Genomic DNA, 18,253 nt, shown 5'->3' with positions numbered 1-18,253 from the left:
TTGCATGATCCTTCATGAAGGCCGGCGAATCGCCCTCACCTTCCCGCTGCCACCGCCGCCGCAAAAGAACTGATCACCGCCATCGGATTCAAGTCCCGACACGCCGACACCGGCCGGCATTTTTACGCTGTGCAGCACTTCCCCGGTTTCCGAATCAACGTGACGTAATTCGCTCTCATCCCCTTCCCACGTCCCATGCCAAAGCTGCCCCTCAACCCAGGTCACTCCGGTGACGAAGCGGTTGGACTCGATCGTGCGCAAAATCGCTCCGGTTTCAGGATCGATCTGGTGAATTTTCCGATCGCGATACCGACCGACCCACAACGTACCTTCAGCCCACGTCAGCCCGGAATCATTGCCGCCACCCGGTGCCGGGATGGTGTTGAGCACCTTGCCGGTCTGCGGGTCGATTTTCTGGATACGGTCGGCGGCGATCTGGAACAGGTGCTGGCCATCGAACGCCGTACCCGCATCCGCGGTGACATCGATTGAACGCAAGGTCTTGCCACTTTGCGGGTCGAGGGCGATGAGTTTTTCGCCACTGGCAAACCAGACGCGCTCACCGTCCCAGGTCACGCCATGCACGCTGTCGACACCGGTGAACGGGCCGTATTCACGGAGGATTTCTGCGGTTGAATGTTTCATCTCGATTTCCTCATCAGGGGTTCGTGGCGTTCATCCTAGTCACTCGGCAGGGGCGCCGGGAGTAACAAGGTCGTCGCGAAACCCGGCACCGGCGGAGTCATCCAGCGCCGTGCGCGTCCATGCCCGAATGACTGCACTTTGCCGGCCGCCGCCAGCACGTCGAGCATGCGTTGCACGGTGCGCTGACTGGTGCCGAGCGCCAGCGCCAGGGCCGAACTCGACCACGACTCACCGTCGGCAAGGAAGGCAAACAGCGCCGCGTACTTCTCTTCGACCGGTTGCGCCAGCACCACGACGTCGGATGAAACCAGTGCCACCAGGGCAAACCCGTGTCGGGTGGCGATGACGCCGGCCAAGGGTTTCAGCGCCGCGCGCAACCGTCCGACTTCGACGCGCAACCGTGCTCGGTGAGACTCGTCCGAGAGCTTAAGGCGGAACGCCTGGCGAATAAGTGTTTCCCTCGACACGTCGCCCGGCCAGGCTTCGGCCAACGCGCGAGCGAGGGTAAACAACACGGGACGCGTGGCGAGGGACACCGACATGCCGGCGCCGCGCACGGCATAACGGCAAGCATCGACCACCAGCGAGGTTGAACCGAGCACGGCTTCCACTTCTTCCAGCAGTAAAGGTCGCTCTTCGCCATGGACAATCAGGCGCGCTGCCGGAGTGTTCAGGACAAGCAAGGCGTTTTCGACTTCAGCCGTGAGCGCCGGGATACCGACCTCGTGCGCAGCATGCTCAGCCCTCGTCAGGGCATGCCGGGCTGCTTGCGATTGCAGACGCCGGATGGCAATCCCCGCCACCACCAGCTCATGGGCAGCGCGCAGTGCCGGTGGCATCGGCGCAGGATCAAGCGCGGCCAGCAGAACGTCGGCCTCGTCGAGCCGGCCGATCAGCAACAATCGCCGAATCTGCAGATACCGCGCATGAGCCGCGTTGACCCGATCACCGTGCGCCTCAAGCGTCACCCGCGCCATCTCGAGCGCCTTCACCGGCCAGCCCAGGTCTCGCGATGCCAGCGCGATTTCCGCCTCGGCGACCACGCACCGCGCCCGCGCCAACGTCTCCTTTGGCCCGAAGCCACGCGCCGCACTCTTGATCAGCGCCTTCGCCCGAACCAGATCGCCGAGCTGCGCCATCGCGATGCCGCGCAAGGCGAGCGCTGGCGCATCGTCGCGCAACGCAATCCGGTCCAGCGCGCCCAGCGGATCACCCGCCGCCAGTGCCCGCGCTGCCGCGGTGATCAACGAGTCCATCTGAGTTGCCCCACACTGGTCACTCCCACCGCTCAATGTGGGAGTCAGTCTAGTTCACGACTTTCCACCAGGACCGGGGTTGATCGGGAAACCGGGCGTTTGTTCTGACGCCTTCGCAGGCAAGCCAGCTCCCACAGGGGAACGCGTAAACCTGTGGGAGCTGGCTTGCCTGCGATTAGGCCCTATGGGCGCCAACGATTCATCTATAACCCCGCAGCTGCACAGCCAGACATAAAGCCCCTCGTCCTGATTGCGGGCTCCATGCACATTTTTCATAAGCGTTTCCTGAACATTCGACTCGACCTGAAGCACGGCTTCAAGCGTCCCAAGGCGCGATGGCATCAACATCAATGGCGTAGCGCGCAATCGCCTCGGCACACACACCGGCATCGAGGCGCCCCTCCTGAACCAGAGACGTCAGGGCACTCAAGACGATCTGATGGCGGTCCACTTCGAAAAACGCGCGCAGCCGGCCGCGGGTATCACTTCGGCCGAAACCGTCGGTGCCGAGCACGGTGTAGCGCGCCGCCAGGTAACTCGCGATTAACTGGGGCAAGGCGCGGACGTAATCGGTGCAGGCAATGATCGGCGCCGAGTCGTTGAGCGATTCCCGTACGTGGCTGCGTCGCGCCGGCTGTCCGGGATGCAGGCGATTCCAGCGCTCCACCTCACGGGCATCGCGGGCCAGTTCGGTGAAGCTGGTCACGCTCCACACCTCGCTGTCGATGTTCCAGTCGCTGGCCAGCATCTCGGCCGCCGCGATTACTTCAAGCAGGATCGTGCCGGAACCCAGCAACTGGACACGGCCACGGGTGTCCTCGACTTCATGCCGGGCGAACAGGTACATGCCTTTGATAATGGCCTGTTCGACACCGTCGGGAAGGTTGGGCTGCGGGTAGCTTTCGTTCATCAGCGTGACGTAATAAAACTCGTCGACCTGACGCTCCAGCATCTGGCGCATGCCGTGATCGAGGATCACCGCAAACTCACCAGCGAACGCCGGATCGTAGGCTCGGCAGTTCGGCACCATCGCCGCCATCAGGTGGCTGTTGCCGTCCTGATGCTGCAGACCTTCGCCGCCCAACGTCGTGCGACCCGCCGTGGCGCCGAGCAGGAACCCGCGCGCCCGCTGGTCTGCCGCCGCCCAGATCAGGTCGCCGATGCGCTGGAAGCCGAACATCGAGTAGTAGATGTAGAACGGCAGCATCGGCAGGCCATGCACCGAATAGCTGGTCGCCGCGGCCACCCAGGAACTGATCGCGCCGGCCTCGCTGATGCCCTCTTCGAGAATCTGGCCGTCGAGCGCCTCTCGATAACTCAGGATCGAACCGATGTCCTCCGGTTCATAACGCTGGCCCACGCTGGAGTAGATACCGATCTGTTTGAACAGGCTGGCCATGCCGAACGTGCGTGCTTCATCGGCCACGATGGGCACGATGCGCGGGCCCAGTTGCTTGTCCCGGAGCAAACCGCTGAGCATCCGCACGAACGCCATGGTGGTGGACATTTCCTTGCCTTCGGCGGCCATGGCAAACCCGGCGTAGCTGTGGACGTCGGGCACGGCCAGTGACGCCGAGGTTGCAGGTCGCGACGGCATGTAGCCGCCCAATGCCCGGCGACGTTCATGCAGGTAGCGCATTTCGGCGCTGTCATCGGCAGGTTTGAAGAAGCTCAGCGAGGTCGCCTGTTCATCGGTCAGGGACAAATTGAAGCGGTTGCGGAAGGCGATCAAGGCGTCCTTGTCGAGTTTCTTCTGCTGGTGCACGGTCATTTTTCCCTGCCCGGCGTCGCCCATGCCGAAGCCTTTTTTGGTCTGCGCCAGAATCACCGTGGGTTTTCTGCCCTCGCGCATCGCGCTGTGATAGGCAGCAAAAATCTTCTCCACGTCGTGACCACCGCGCTTGAGGCGGTCGATCTGTTCATCGGTCAGGCCCTGCGCCAGACGTGCCAGTGCTTCGTTCTGGCCGAAGAACTGATCGCGGTTGAAGCGCCCGTCTTTTGTGGCAAAGGTCTGGAACTGGCCGTCGACCGTGGCGGACAAGGCCTTGACCAGCGCGCCGTCGTGATCCTGGGCGAACAGGCCATCCCAGTCGGAGCCCCAGACCAGTTTGATGACGTTCCAGCCAGCACCACCGAACAGTGCCTCCAGCTCATCGATGATGCGACCGTTGCCCCGCACCGGTCCGTCCAGCCGCTGAAGGTTGCAGTTGACCACCCACACCAGATTATCCAGCCCTTCTCGCGCCGCCAGCGTCAGGGCGGACATGCTTTCCGGCTCATCCATTTCACCGTCGCCAAACACACCCCAAACGGTGCGGCCGGCGGTGTGTTGCAGGCCGCGATGTTGCAGATAACGCATGAAGCGCGCCTGGTAGATCGAGCTGATCGGGCCGATGCCCATCGAGCCGGTCGGGAACTGCCAGAAGTCCGGCATCAACCACGGGTGCGGATAACTCGACAGGCCCCGGGCGCCTTGGGCGCGCGCGCCGATTTCTTGCCGATAGTGCTGCAGATCCTTTTCCTTGAGGCGACCTTCCAGAAAAGCCCGTGCATAGATGCCAGGCGCCGAGTGCGGCTGATAGAACACCAGATCTCCGCCGCTGGTTTCGGTGCGCGCCTTGAAGAAGTGGTTGAAGCCCACTTCAAACAAATCGGCAGCGCTCGCATAACTGGCGATGTGGCCGCCCAGCTCCCCATAGGCCTGATTGGCTCGGGCGACCATGACCAGCGCATTCCAGCGCATGATCGAGGCCAGGCGTTCTTCCATCGCCAGATCACCCGGAAACACCGGCTGCTGCTCAACGCTGATGGTATTGATGTAAGGCGTGCCGTGGTGCGGCCGCCAGCCCAACCCGCAGGTGCTGGCCAGCGTCACCAGCATGTCCATGATCTGCCCGGCCTGCCCGGCACCGCCATGGGCGATGACCGAGAGCAAGGCATCACGCCATTCAGCGATTTCCTGTGCTTCTTCAGCTGTCTGGCCCGGCAATTGGGCGTGAATATCGGACGGGTTCATGGGCAACTCCTGCAGGTGTCGGGTAACACTTCAAGGTGGTGCGAATGGCTCACTCGGGCGAGGCTGACGTCCTCAATATCTGGCAGGTCTTTATAGTTGACACCATTGCCGCCACATCGAAGCTCGACGCGAAAAGCACTTCATCTCAAGGGTTTCGCTGAAAGATTCTGCCTATCGAGGCGCAACACTCCACCTATTAGCTGACTTCCCGACTCGGGTCTAACCTTAGTCTGCGCTGGCGTCACAAGCCGGCCGGATTAGCGCTGGAAAGGAGACAGGAATGAGCCCGAAGCTTGACTAGGCCCCCGTGGACCACCGCGCAGGCAACCTGATTGCCTCTGTTCAGAACTCCCGTGTGGTTACCACGATCAGTTGATCCAACTGCTGGCCCTGCAGCCTGTGTCTTGATCTCGCTCGTCGCTATTTAACGCCCGCTCCGGGCCCGATAGCCGGATGAACACGACCAAAGGTAGCTCGCACATGGCAAATGAATCGAAATGCCCGTTCAATCACGCCGCTGGCGGAGGTACGACCAACCGCGACTGGTGGCCGAACCAACTGAATCTGAAGATCCTGCACCAGCATTCGTCCCTGTCTGACCCCATGGACGAGGGCTTCAACTATGCCGAAGCATTCAAAACACTCGACTTTGCGGCGGTCAAGCAAGACCTGACTGCACTGATGACCGACTCGCAAGACTGGTGGCCGGCAGACTTCGGTCACTACGGGCCGCTGTTCATTCGCATGGCCTGGCACGCCGCCGGCACGTACCGCACCGGCGACGGGCGTGGCGGTGCCGGTTCCGGTCAACAGCGCTTCGCCCCGCTCAACAGCTGGCCGGACAACGTCAGCCTCGACAAGGCGCGCCGACTGCTGTGGCCGATCAAGCAAAAGTATGGCCGCAACATTTCCTGGGCTGACCTGATCGTCCTGACCGGCAACGTCGCGCTGGAATCCATGGGCTTCAAGACCTTTGGCTTTTCCGGTGGCCGTGCCGACGTCTGGGAACCGGATGAGGACGTTTACTGGGGTTCGGAAAACAAATGGCTGGGGGGCGACACCCGCTATGACAAAGCGCAAAAACCCGTGCAAGCACCCGGTGATGTTCCACTCGTGGCCGAGCCCGGAAGAAATGAGGACAGCCGTACCGACCAGGGACGCAACCTGGAAAACCCTCTCGCCGCGGTGCAGATGGGCCTGATTTACGTCAATCCGGAAGGCCCTGAAGGCAACCCGGATCCGGTCGCATCAGCCAAGGATATCCGCGAAACCTTCGGCCGCATGGCGATGAACGATGAAGAAACCGTGGCCCTGATCGCCGGCGGCCATGCCTTCGGTAAAACCCACGGCGCCGGGCCTGCCGACAACGTCGGCGCCGAGCCTGAAGCGGCCGGCCTCGAAGCCCAGGGGTTTGGTTGGAAAAACAGTTTCGGTAGTGGCAAAGGCCCGGACACCATCACCAGCGGCCTGGAGGTGACCTGGACCACCACGCCCACCCGGTGGAGCAATAACTATCTGGAAAACCTGTTCGGTTTCGAGTGGGAACTGAGCAAAAGCCCGGCCGGTGCAAACCAGTGGATCGCCAAAAACGGCGCTGGTGCCGGGACCATTCCGGATGCACACGATCCGTCCAAGCGGCGCAACCCAACGATGTTGACCTCGGACCTGGCCCTGCGCTTCGATCCGATCTATGAACCGATTTCACGACGCTTCCTGGCCAATCCAGACCAGTTGGCCGATGCCTTCGCCCGCGCCTGGTTCAAGCTGATCCACCGCGACATGGGTCCCCTCTCCCGCTACCTCGGCCCGGAAATGCCCAGCGAAGAACTGTTATGGCAAGACCCGATTCCGGAGGTCGACCACGAACTGGTTAACGACAGCGACGTGGCAGCGCTCAAGAGCAAAATCCTCGCCTCGGGCCTGAGTGTCTCGCAGCTGGTATCAACGGCCTGGGCGGCGGCTTCGACCTTCCGTGGCTCCGACAAACGTGGCGGCGCCAACGGCGGTCGCCTGCGTCTGGCGCCACAGAAATTCTGGCAGGCCAACCAGCCTGAGCAACTGGCCAACGTGCTGGCGAAACTCGAAAGCATTCAGAGCGAGTTCAACAACAGCGGCAAGAAAATCTCGCTGGCGGACCTGATCGTGCTGGCCGGCGGTGCCGGTGTCGAACAAGCCGCAAAAAATGCGGGTCACAGCGTAACGGTGCCATTCACACCGGGGCGGGCGGATGCCTCGCAGGAACAGACCGACGTGGAATCCTTCGGTTTCCTTGAGCCCATCGCCGATGGCTTCCGCAACTACACCAAATCCCGCTACAGCGTACCCGCCGAGCATCTGTTGATCGACAAGGCACAACAACTGACCCTCAGTGCGCCAGAGTTGACCGCGCTGATTGGCGGCCTGCGTGTATTGAACACCAATGTCGGACAAACGAAGCATGGCGTTTTCACCCAGCAGAAGGAGGCGTTGACCAACGACTTTTTCAAGAACCTGCTCGACATGGGCGTGGAATGGAAACCGGTCTCGGAGGCTAACGAGGAGTTCGAAGGGCGCGATCGCAAAACCGGCGAGGTGAAATGGACCGGCACGCGGGTGGATCTGGTCTTTGGCTCGCATGCGCAATTGCGCGCGCTGGCTGAGGTCTATGCCTGCAGCGATTCGAAGGAGAAGTTTGTGAATGACTTCGTGGCGGCGTGGACCAAGGTGATGAATCTGGATCGGTTTGATTTGAAGTGACATCGTAAAAACTGCAACGCCTCCCAAGTGGAGGCGTTGTGCTTTTTGCGGACTGGAGAAACGGACTAAACGGGAGAGATCGTCGCCAAGGCACCGATCAAAAGGGTTAACACCAGAAAACCACCCAGGAAAAGGGACATCTTGGCCATGGAGCCTCCTACGGAATGAGAGTGCGGTGCAAGCGCTACAGCGAATGCGGACCGTGCTGTCATTGTGAGGCGCAGCCCCGATGCGTAACAGATGCAGATCTCGCAGAAAAATACGGATCAGAGCACCTGTCCTGTCAACGCCCTGCCGGGATTGCCGCTGTCGGGGATAAGGTTTGAAACCACGGCGCTTGCGACGTTTCCATCAGCAACTGATCCACCACTTGCGAAAGTGCAGCGTGAACATCTTCCCCACTGCGCAAGGCTCGCCGGTAGACGCCAAGTTGTCGTTGCGCACTGGTGCCTTCACGGAGCATTTGCCGGATGTGAGCAAAAACGGACTCTGCGCTCAGTGTTCGCGCCGTATCGCTCAATATCTGTTCAACCATGAAAAGCCACTGCTCCATTGAGAACGGCCGGTCGTAACCTTCAATAATGAACGACGCCTGAGTTCCGTAGCGTTTCGCCCGCCAGCGGTTTTCCTTGAGAATCCATTGGGATGTTTGTGAATAGGCAGATCCGGGACGCGGTTGGTCGATGGCATACGCCACTACCAGACGAAAAAAAGCGGCAATGCACAAGGCATCATCCAGGCGTGGACAGGCATCCGTCATGCGCAATTCCAGGGTTGGATATTTCGCCGCAGGCCGCAAACCCCACCAGATATCGCCAGCCTGCCGAACAGTCCCGGTACGGATCAGCAGTGCAACGTAAGCGTCATAGGCGGATTGATCTTCAAGAAACTCCGGAATGCCCATCCGCGGCCATTCATCACAGGCCGTTTGCCGGTAGCTCGCAAAACCGCTGTCGGCGCCCTCCCAAAACGGTGAAGAGCTGCTCAAGGCCAGCAAAAACGGCGTCCACGGCAAGACCTCGTTCATCACGTGGATACGGTCCAGGTGACCCGGAATTTCAACATGCACATGCAGACCGGACAGCAGGCTACGGCGGGCTACGCGCTGGTAGTCTTCGAACAGTTGAAGAAAATGGTCCTGCTCTGTGGCCTGTTGCAGACGCCAGTCCGCCAGCGGATGGCTGCCGACACTGAGCAGTCCCAGGCCATAAGGATCAAGCGTTTGTCGCAAGTTTTTGCGAACTGTGCCCAGATACTTCGCAGCATGCGCAACGTCGGTAAAAACGGGAGAAGCGACCTCGACCTGCCCTTTAAACATTTCATAGGCAAAGCACGGGCCCAATTCAGTCTTGCAGGCTTCAATGGCTGCGCCGGGCGGCCCCTCCGACATGCGCCGAGTGCGCAGGTCAGTGATGAAGTATTCCTCTTCAATGCCGAACGTCAGATCTGAATTCATCGAAGCCCTCCCGGCGTCCGCAAAACGGGCTAGATCATCGGCGAACTACTGACCACACGCAGTGCCAGTCCCTCATAGGCATCCAGCGTGATAGTGAATTCGCCCTCAGGCGTGAGATCGCCTTCGACCCGTTCATTGATGATGTCGACCACCGGCCCCGGGGCAATATTGGGCAGGTGCAGGGTTTCGGTGATCGCTGTCGAGCCGAAGTTCAGCGCGGTGATTTGGGTGCCTTTGCCGGCCGGAAGTTCGTGGACCATGATCAGCAACCCAGGATGTTCGACATCCGGGACCAGAATCTGGCGACTGGCGGCGATATCGTAGGAACGGCGCGCCGCCAGGATCCGCTTCAGCTGCGAGGCAAACGAGTCATGGTCTTTCAATTGACTGGTCAGGCTGCCATACAGCGTTTTTGGGCGCGGCATCTGCCCGTCCGACAGCTCCGCTTCCGGATTGAGGTCAACCAGGTCGTAGGCGCCGCGATGAATCCAGCGGGTATCGCCATCGAGCATCAGATGCGCGACCTGCTCTGCCGGCAGCGGCAGTGCGCCGACAAGATCCCAACCCGACAACGCGAACACGCCCGGCTGCATTGCGTTGTACATCACCAGCAGCACATGAATCTGGCGTATCTGCTGAATATCCGTCGGGGTAATGGTGTCGAGGTCGCGAATCCCCAGTGCTGCCGTGATGATGCTGGCGGTGGTACAGGACACGCCGTTGGTGACGAATTTCAGGTTATACGGCGCGTGCTCGCCGGCCAGGCGTTCGTACATCTGCTCGCGAATGTGCTCACGCAAAATGTTGCCGGGGAACGTCTGCCCTTGATAGAGAAAGGTGTCATGGGCGTGCAGGGTCCAGAAATGCACCAGTTCGAGGGTCAGTTCGTCATGGTTCTGCAACGCATGGATCAGCGAGCCCGGATCGATGCCGAGGGTATGCATCTGACGCAGCATCAAGCGCAGGAATTCGGTATCGCCCATCAGCAACGCGTGCTGGTAAGCGGGTCGGGTGATGAAGTCATATGAAAGATCGGCGCCGCCGTGGGACATGGCGGCGATATCGTCAACGGTCAGGTTCAGTTCCTGAAAACTGAAACCGCCAGCCTTGCGAATCGCCCCGGCCAGTAACTGGTTACCGGTGATCGACAAGGGATGGCTTTCCGACCAGGCGGTGCCATCGAGCTTGCGTTCAACGCCGAGAAAACCGTTGGCGTCCAGCCGCAGGATTTTCGCGCCCATGACGTCGATGGCGTGCAGCGCGTCGCCGATGATCATTTGCTGTGCGGCGAAGGTCGGGTCCAGCCAGTTCAGCGACGGTTGCCCTTCCTTGAAATAATGCAGGTAAACCCAGCGTCGCGGCTTGCCGTCGACCCCGATCACAATCGGAGTCGCACTCCAGTCGGTTTCCTTGACCCCGGGCTCGAAGAAGATCACCCGTTGCAACTGGCCAACGATGTAATGCTTGTCGCGCAGCACATCGACCTGCTGCGGACTGAGATTCTGCGCGTCACGGCCCTCGATGACATCGGGCAGCAGCGGCCAGTCCTCCTCGCGGATTTCCACCATGTGGTAGAGCCCCGGATAGTCTTCATAAGCCATCTCGGCCAAGCGAAAATCCGCGCCTTTGCCGGTATGCGACGGGATGACATCGTCGATTATGACCGCATTGTGCGCGGCGGCCATGCGCGTCAGCGCCTGAAGCTGGGCCTCGGTGCCCAACTGCGGATCGATGTCGAAACTGATGCGGTCGAAGTTGCCGTCAATGGTGGGCGTGTGCTTGCTGCCCGACAGGCCGCCAGACCTTTTCAGCGGGCCGTTGTGAATCCCCTGGATACCGATTCTCGACAAGGCGTGCCATAAGGTTTCGTCCCCCAGGGCTTCGAGCACGGTGCCATTTTCACGGGTGACTATGGACGCCGGGTACGCGGTGAACCACACGGAAGCCAGGGCCGAGGCGTCACGGGGCCGGGTATGCGCGTAGGGCTGTTGCCACAAACGGCCTTGCCCCGAGTAGAGCCTGGCCCGTTGTCTTGCGGCATGCAGCATCGATTGTTCGACCAGCCAGTCCACATGGTTTTTCTCAGCCGCCGTCATGGAAACAATCACCTCTCGTCATGAAAAAATGGCATCCGCCCTTCTGCACTAAAGGCGCCGCTCGTTTTTATATGAGGCCCTGACGTGGCATTCGTTGCATCGTGCTGTTTTATGACGGTCTTGCAGGCTACTCGGAAACCGCGACTTGATTACGCCCGCGCGCCTTGGCTCGATACAGCGCCTTGTCCGCGTTGTTCATCAAACTGTGCAGATCGTTATCCTCGGCATTCATTGACGCGACACCGCCGCTGGCCGAGATGCGATGGACCGGCCCGGTCATCAGTCCGGCGATCGACTGGATGAGTTCCTCGGCAATGTTCTGCGCGACCTCAATCGATGTGTCCGGCAGCAAAACAGCAAACTCCTCCCCGCCCAACCGGCCGTAAACGTCGGTTTCGCGAAACGAACAGCTGATGACCGAGCCCATTTGCCGCAGCACCTGATCCCCGACCTGATGCCCGTAGGTGTCATTGATGTGCTTGAAATGATCCATGTCCAGCATCACGGCACACAGCGGCAAGTGGTTGTCCTTGCAGTGGCCATACAGTTGCTGGGCGTGTTCGAAAAAAGCCCGGCGGTTCATCAGGCCTGTGAGCTCATCCGTCTGGGCGGCACGGGTGGAAACACTGTGCGCCTGCTCCATTTCACGGGTTAGACGAAAGGCGGTTTCCAGTGCGTCGGACAGGTTGCGCGTCGCGCTGAACACAAAGGAGGCGAACACCAGAACCGCCACCCCCATGCCGACCTGCAGGGATGTGGATTGAAGCATCAGCCAGATCGTACAAGGCAACAGCACCAGGGAAATGGACACGACCGTCATGTAGCGATAGGCCGAGTAACAGGACACCGCACTGACAGACATTCCGACGCAAAAGAGCATGACCAGGGCCTGGGCCAACAGGTCATCGGCCGGCATGACCGCCAGCGCGCCGCCGCCCCAGATACCGGCGGACAACACGAGCGTGGCCCAATACGTGCGCTCCCAGCGCTGAGGGGTACGCTCACTGACGGGACTGCGGAAATAGGCGATGAACATCGAAATCCGCAACAACGACGCCGCCGCCAGCAGCGCTATCCACCACGCAATGACCGTATGATCAAAACGTTCCCAGCACAGCCAGCACAGCATCAACACCGCGAGAAAGCTGCCGAATACCGCTGAAACCGACTGGCGGAACAGCTGGTGCAATCGGTCTGTGTGCACCTGCCTGACGATCAACTCTTCCGTTTCGTACCGCAATCCAACGCCATCCATTTCATCCGCCTGATCATCATGCTGTGACGATGGCGATTGTGGCACATTGCTTATGGGCATTCGCACTTCAATCCTTGCTGCCCGATTGTTCGAGCAACGGCCGTATGCGTACCTGAAAGAGTTCTCACGCGCCTGCCGACACAGCGGGCGAGTGAGATTACCGAACGGCTACCGCGTCGGTGGACGAAATACCAATCTTTATACTTACGATCGATTTAGACCCGGAAGCGATTAACCAGCAAGGTAAGTTCTCTGGATAGCTGATCCAGGTCGACACACATTTCGTTGTTGCGGGTGGTGATAGCTTGGGTCTCGCTGATATGACGGCTTATCTTTGACAGGCTCTGGTTCACCTCGGCACCGATGCTGGACTGCTCTTCAGCTGCCGTAGCGATCTGGTTGTTCATCCCGTTGATCTCCGACACAGCATTGCTGACCTCGACAAGGATCTGACCGGTGCTATTAATTTTGTTAACTGCACGCTCGCTACCACTAAGACTGTCCTGCATGGTGCTCACTGCGGCACGCGCACCTTGTTGCAGTTGGCTGATCTTGTCCTGTATTTCAGCGGTACTTTTCTGAGTTCGCTGCGCTAGCGAGCGTACTTCATCGGCCACCACGGCGAACCCGCGCCCCTGCTCGCCAGCACGTGCAGCTTCTATAGCGGCGTTGAGGGCCAGTAGATTGGTTTGGTCGGCAATGCCCCGGATCACATCGAGAATCGAACCTATGGACTCAACATCTCTGCCCAATATCTGGATATCCTCCGCGGCCTTGCCGATGTCGTTTGCCAGGCCACCGATTGCACTCATTGTGTCGTCCACATTGTTGTGCATGGCTTGAGCCTGGTTGTCTGTATCGCGTGTTACCTGAGCTGCGCTTTGTGCCGACTGCGCCACGTTTTCCGTAGCCAGGGCCATCTGCTCCATGGCATGAGCGACCTGATCTGCATCCTGGGTCTGCTGGTCAAGGGCGTCAGCAGCATGCTGGGCACTTTGCTTGAGCTGTTCGTTGCGTTCCTGCAGCAATCGAGCGCAGCGTGCAAGGTCGAGCACCATGTCACGGATATTGCTGACAAACCGATTGAAGGCGATGGCCAGTTGCGCAGTTTCCTCGTTTCCGTCCACTGGTAGTTGGATAGTCAGGTCCCCGTCTCCGGAGGCCAAGGCCTTCAAGTTACCCGTCAGAAGGTTCAGAGGTCTGACTATGCTACGCGTGACATAGGCGACGATGAGACTTAGCAGCAACAACAAAGCAACCATAATTCCCCACTGCTTCCACCGCAGTGCGTCCATAGTCTGCTGCTGACTGCGGGTTTGCTCGGTAATAAGTGCATCGAGGCCATCAATATAAAAACCGGTGCCGATAGTCCAGTGCCACTTATCCAGGTAGCGATTGTATGAAAGCTTCGGGTAAGGCTTGGTATCTGCGCCCGGCTTGGGAAAGTAGTACGTCACAAAATCACCGCCACGCCTGGCGGCGGCGGTCAGCTCACGAACGAGGTAAGTACCGTTGCTGTCTTTGAGGTCCCAGAAGTTTTTCCCTTCGTCCTTGCCAGCAAGGAATATCCGATCGCCGGTGTCGCCGTAGCCAAAGAAATAACCGTCTTGTCCATAACGCAAATTGCGCAGCCTGAGCCTGGCTTCCTCCTGTGTTGCCGGGTTCATCGCGTCAGAGCCTTCGTACAACGGCTGGATGGTGCTATAGGCTATATCAAGGTAGTGAACCAGCTCGTCCTTACGGGTCTTGATCAAAGCCTGTCGGGTTTCTTCCAGGCTTCTTTCTCCAAGGGACTGCTGCTCAGATAAGGCCAGCAACTGAATGATTAATGCGAGTACAAGCGCCGGAGCAACCGATAACATCAGAACCTTGTTGCGAATCTTCCATTTCATAAAAATCTCTGATCAAGAACTGCAGATATATTTGCTTACATTTATCGGCACCGTCAGACGATTGTTTAGTCCTACTTTGAGGCTATTCGACAAGGCAACCGCCGCTGCGTAACGAGCCTGCAAACAACCCGTTCGAGCGTTCAAGCGCCCACGACCGGATCTGGTTTTCGACCGCCTTATCATCTATGGGTACAGCACCGTCCTCGAGAAATCGAGTCAATGGCATCCAGCGCTTGAGGCTGGAATCGAGAGCTTTGGTGATAGCCGATCCTTCGGGCACAGGTCTTGTTGGGCCAGCATCCGGAAATGCAGTGCTTCGAGAATGGGTCCGCTTAAAAATACGTGGCCACAATCGTCCTTATTGCCCAGGGCGGAAGGTGTGTCCGCCGTCCGGTTACAATCAAACTTTTAATAAGCTATCCGCAATTGTCCCGAAAAACTCGCCTCTACCGGCCCAATGAGAAACACCGGCCCCACACCATCCCATTGAACGGTTACGGTCCCGCCATCACATTCAACCTCAACGGTATCGTCCAACAAACCACGACGAATCCCGTTAACAGCAGCGCCACAAGAGCAGGAACCCGAACCCAGCGGAATACCGCCCCCACGCTCCCAAATGCGCAACCGAATATGCTTGCGGTCAATGATCTGGACGAAATGGACGTTCGTTTTGAGGGGAAACAAGGGGTTGGTTTCAATGGTTTGACCGATTGTCGCGATATCAATCGCCGTCAGGTCATCCACAAAATAGGTGCAGTGCGGATTGCCCATGCTGCACGCTGCTGGCCCGCCGTCCAGAGGCAGGACAGCCGTATCCAGTTCCTGTGCCAGAGGAATATCCGACCAGCCGAAAAGCGGCGCTCCCATGCTGACCGAGATGGTACCGGTGGAAGTTCGTTCGCACGTCAGCAGACCACGGTTGGTCCGTAGTGCGACAGAAGTCGTGTTTGATTCGCGCATCAGCCTGTCCGCCGCACCGCGTGTTGCGCTCCCACAAGCGTCCAGCGGGGAGCCATCAGCGTTCCAGAACATCAAGCGCGCTGCTGCGTCATCGCAATCGAGCAGCACCGCGAGTTGATTGAATCCGACGCCACGGTTGCGATCACCCATTCGCCGAGCGATGGCACTGGTCACTGGATTGACGGTGTTTCTCGCGTCCACGATCACGAAGTCATCGCCATTGGCGTGCATCTTGTGAAAACTCAGCGGCATGAACAGATCCTGGCGACGGGACATAGGGGGAATTGATGTTTGAAGGCAATACAGCCCCATTCGCAGCACTTTTTCAAGCGGTGCTAAGTTCGCTGGCCGCTGATATCAGACCTGTTTCGGACTTTTCCCAAAACAACCGTCAGGAAGGAAACAGATCCAGTGTGCGCTCCACCTCTTCAATATCGATTGTGAAGCCATCGCCCTCAGGTGTTCCGACCACAAAGCCAAAATTCTGCTGGTCGCGATCCGTCAGGTACTTGAAATAGCTGACAAAACGGTTCGGTGGCTGCAGGGCCAGCAACGAACCGCCCTGGCGCAGTACATTGACACCATGGACGAGCTGGCTGCCTTCGACCCCGATCACGGTCTGCGCTCCGGCACAGGTCGCCACGATGGTCGGGACGTCGGTTTTCAGAGGATCGAGTACGCGAAACCCCCGAGTCTTGCGCAGATGTTCGGCGATCTCGAGTTCGTTGCGCAAAAGGCGCAAGTCACCGGCGCTACCGCGAAGAATGAATACGCCTGGGTGCTCCTCATGACTCACGTGCGCCAGCAGCTTTTCACCCATGGCACGGTAACGCAGGTGCCTGCTTTGGTTATTGCTGAAGTCGTCGAATAGCACGAGCTCATGAAAAAACGCGCCGTTCAAGCGCACCGGCTTCATGCCAAGCCAGTCTTCGTACGCGAGGGTCTGGGCAGATAGCGGAAATCTGGCGGAGGGCGCGGTGGTCACCGGAACGCCTTCGTCGCATGCCAATGAATAGGTCGGGAAGTCTTCCATCAACCGCGTACCAAACCAGGTATTTCCATTTTGCGTGCAGAAGACGGCGGCGCGGTCGATCTCGTTTTCCACGACAATGCGCGGAAACCTGCCGGGCTTGAGAGACAACCAAAAACTTGCATTGTCCTTGTAGAGCGCCCCATCGATCAGCCAGACATCCTCAAGCAAGTAACCCCGTGTCGGGCCTTGTACCACGTCACCCAGCCCTTCCATTGTGCGCGCGGGATGCTCGAACGGATAAAAGCGCTTCGCCTCCCAACCCGTCACGCGTTCCATTTGACCGGGCAGGAAGAAAGCCGGCGGAGAATGCGATACCCCACCCGGCGCAACGTCCCAGCGTTTCACCGCCAGGCTTTTCAAGTTGATCTCTGCTTTGCGTGCGAGTCTTTTTCTTGCCATGCACCGGTAGGCGGCAAGGGTCCATTTCCTTCGACTGCCAGCGGTCGAAGTGCTGATTTCCGAGACATCGCTTTCCATGAAAAGTCCTCCCTTCGGGACAGAGCGTCCTGAAAATACTCAGCTGGATGGAATCCTTTCCATAACGGGTGGGGTCTGCAAGCTAGCGTAGCGACTGCGCAAGGTTTCGAGAAACTGTTCGCCCGAGTTCCTGGCGCAATAAAGATAAATTTTGTGCAGCCCGCCAAATACCATTTCATGATAGCGGCTGGCAACCTCCTCATCGCTTGGCCCTTCCGGCAAGCCAAGGTGAAGGGTCAATGCCTTTCCTTCGGCAGCGAACAGCGGCGTTTCCCAAAGGAATCTGGCTACACCTGTCTTGGGTAGACGCAGAAACATATAAGCGTGGTTTCCCAGAGAATCAACGTCACCGCCACGCCTTCTTTTCCATTTCAGCAGTCCGTCATCCGGCCGCCCCAGGCAGTGCCCGATATCGTAATAATCGAAGCCATTTTCGACCGCCCATTCAAGCGCCATGAAGGTGGTAATCGCGTTGACCTCGCCCAGTCGCTTGGCATCTGAAAAAACCGCCTCGGTGTATCCGAAACGCAGCGTGCTCCAGTAACGCTTTCCGCCACGCGTTATAACGCAGCCAAGGTGACAGCCAATCACCTCACCCTCCCGCTCGATAAGGTCAAGCCGCCCGACAGTCCTGGCTATCCTGAACACTTCCTCGGTGGGAAATTGCGCAACGTGGATGCCTTGCCTTGCTTGGGCATAAGGCCGAAGCATTTCCCTGTCGGCCTTTGCAATTTCTTCATCCAGCAGCGCCGGTCTCATGCGATAGAGCGGCCGGTTCTTGCGGATGTTTCGACGCAACTCACCATCGTATTTTGCGGTGATGTCCTCGATGGAACGCCCCAGCGGAACGACGGCACTCAGATACAGGGGGACAGACAAAGCCCCCGGGGTCCGCACCTCACTGACCACCACCACATGATTCGACGCGGCAGGTTCCGGCTCGCCCTCGGTCGTAGGGGCATTGCCCTGGGCCTTCCCGCCGATGAGCAGCTTGGCCATCTCCCGCTGCTGTTTCCTTCCGATATAGAGGATCTCGTAAGGACTGTCTTTCTGCAGCCTGAACCTGGCAATTTCCCAACGCCAGACGCACGCACGCCCAAGGATGTCTCGCAGCCAGTTTGAAGCCTGCCTCATCTCATACCGCATTGAAGGGGATATGAGTTTTCGGATAACTGCCGCCAAGTTATCTTTCATTTTTCGTCATCCTTTGAGCTTTATCTTCGGTAGATCAGATACAAAGATCCGGGCGGGACTTCAACAAACGCGCTTAAACCTTGAAATAGAAGACATTATTAATGAGACAACACGCTGGCATCGGGTAACAGTAAAGATACAAGGGCGTGACTTTGCAAGGCGGCATACCGGCCTTTCCGGATTGAAACCCGTGTCTAGTCCTTAAATTGGTATACACCGCATTTCATTTTGTAG

Annotated in this window: 11 protein-coding genes and 1 pseudogene; 1 reads left to right on the top strand and 11 read right to left on the bottom strand. The window is 58.7% G+C overall.

Features of this window, described 5'->3' with window-relative positions; all coding sequences use genetic code 11:
• Nucleotides 1-12: 12 nt before the first annotated feature.
• From ACA073_RS11210 to mdeB, 3 genes are all read right to left on the bottom strand, one after another.
• A complete protein-coding gene (locus ACA073_RS11210) occupies nt 13-645 on the bottom strand; it encodes a Vgb family protein (RefSeq protein WP_497403429.1) in 633 nt (210 codons plus the stop codon).
• A gap of 35 nt (nt 646-680) precedes the next feature.
• Nucleotides 681-1,901, bottom strand: coding sequence for a helix-turn-helix domain-containing protein (locus tag ACA073_RS11205; RefSeq protein ID WP_497403427.1), 1,221 nt, complete (start codon nt 1,899-1,901; stop codon nt 681-683).
• A 316-nt stretch (nt 1,902-2,217) separates the two neighbouring features.
• A complete protein-coding gene (mdeB, locus tag ACA073_RS11200) occupies nt 2,218-4,917 on the bottom strand; it encodes an alpha-ketoglutarate dehydrogenase (RefSeq protein ID WP_497403425.1) in 2,700 nt (899 codons plus the stop codon).
• 480 nt (nt 4,918-5,397) lie between these two features.
• Between mdeB and katG the strand changes: the two genes are divergently transcribed.
• Entirely contained in the window at nt 5,398-7,653 is a 2,256-nt protein-coding gene (katG, locus tag ACA073_RS11195) for a catalase/peroxidase HPI (RefSeq protein ID WP_497403424.1), read from the top strand.
• Nucleotides 7,654-7,936: 283 nt separating this feature from the next.
• Here the strand turns inward: katG and ACA073_RS11190 are convergent, their stop codons facing one another.
• The 8 genes and pseudogenes from ACA073_RS11190 to ACA073_RS11155 all read right to left on the bottom strand — a co-directional run bounded on the left by ACA073_RS11190 (nt 7,937) and on the right by ACA073_RS11155 (nt 18,019).
• Entirely contained in the window at nt 7,937-9,109 is a 1,173-nt protein-coding gene (locus tag ACA073_RS11190; protein WP_497403422.1) for a carboxylate-amine ligase, read from the bottom strand.
• A gap of 29 nt (nt 9,110-9,138) precedes the next feature.
• Nucleotides 9,139-11,205, bottom strand: coding sequence for a maltose alpha-D-glucosyltransferase (gene treS / locus ACA073_RS11185; protein ID WP_497403420.1), 2,067 nt, complete (start codon nt 11,203-11,205; stop codon nt 9,139-9,141).
• A gap of 127 nt (nt 11,206-11,332) precedes the next feature.
• Nucleotides 11,333-12,460, bottom strand: coding sequence for a GGDEF domain-containing protein (locus ACA073_RS11180; RefSeq protein ID WP_497404055.1), 1,128 nt, complete (start codon nt 12,458-12,460; stop codon nt 11,333-11,335).
• 215 nt (nt 12,461-12,675) lie between these two features.
• The gene (locus ACA073_RS11175) at nt 12,676-14,352 is read right to left on the bottom strand and encodes a methyl-accepting chemotaxis protein (RefSeq protein WP_497403418.1); all 1,677 of its coding nucleotides are present in this window, start codon (nt 14,350-14,352) and stop codon (nt 12,676-12,678) included.
• A 100-nt stretch (nt 14,353-14,452) separates the two neighbouring features.
• A pseudogene (locus ACA073_RS11170) lies at nt 14,453-14,679 on the bottom strand (IS66 family transposase); the annotation flags it as partial.
• Between the two features lie 81 nt (nt 14,680-14,760).
• The gene (dapF, locus tag ACA073_RS11165) at nt 14,761-15,567 is read right to left on the bottom strand and encodes a diaminopimelate epimerase (protein ID WP_497403417.1); all 807 of its coding nucleotides are present in this window, start codon (nt 15,565-15,567) and stop codon (nt 14,761-14,763) included.
• A gap of 139 nt (nt 15,568-15,706) precedes the next feature.
• Entirely contained in the window at nt 15,707-16,825 is a 1,119-nt protein-coding gene (locus ACA073_RS11160) for a glycosyltransferase 61 family protein (RefSeq protein ID WP_497403415.1), read from the bottom strand.
• Between the two features lie 39 nt (nt 16,826-16,864).
• Nucleotides 16,865-18,019, bottom strand: a complete 1,155-nt coding sequence (locus tag ACA073_RS11155; RefSeq protein ID WP_497403413.1) for a GNAT family N-acetyltransferase — start codon at nt 18,017-18,019, stop codon at nt 16,865-16,867.
• Nucleotides 18,020-18,253: the final 234 nt, after the last annotated feature.

The organism is Pseudomonas sp. LBUM1670, from assembly GCF_059695695.1.
Note: the sequence above shows the minus strand (reverse complement) of the source record. Positions and strands in the feature narration are given on the sequence as shown.